This window comes from Bifidobacterium sp. M0353 (assembly GCF_016100645.1).
Lineage (GTDB): Bacteria > Actinomycetota > Actinomycetes > Actinomycetales > Bifidobacteriaceae > Bombiscardovia > Bombiscardovia choladohabitans.
Genome location: NZ_JACFSB010000106.1, coordinates 1 through 287 on the forward strand (window position 1 = coordinate 1; position 287 = coordinate 287).

The following is a 287-nucleotide window of genomic DNA, read 5'->3' on the forward strand; positions in this document are numbered from 1 at the left end:
TGGTTCAACTTCAGAATCCGGATCGACTGAACCAGGTAATTAAGTTTGGCACGATTGCCGATGGTGAAGATATTAACGGCTCACCCGTTAAAAAGTTTGTCCAAATTGGCAAACCAACTCTGTGTGGCAACTGGCAATTAACAACCAATCAAATCATTCAAATGGATGGTTTAGATAAAAAGCAAAGCTCTATTGTTATCGTCCACCACCGTAAAAGTTGGTCTGGCATTACTCATGCGGAATTGAATGGGGAGCAATACAATGTGGCCAACATTTACCAGGATCCA

The 287-nt window shown here is 41.8% G+C and carries 1 protein-coding gene; it reads left to right on the forward strand.

The genetic code is table 11. The features are described 5' to 3' along the window. On the forward strand, positions 1–287 hold a 287-nt coding region (locus H3V04_RS09170; RefSeq protein WP_198188300.1), incomplete at both ends, for a hypothetical protein.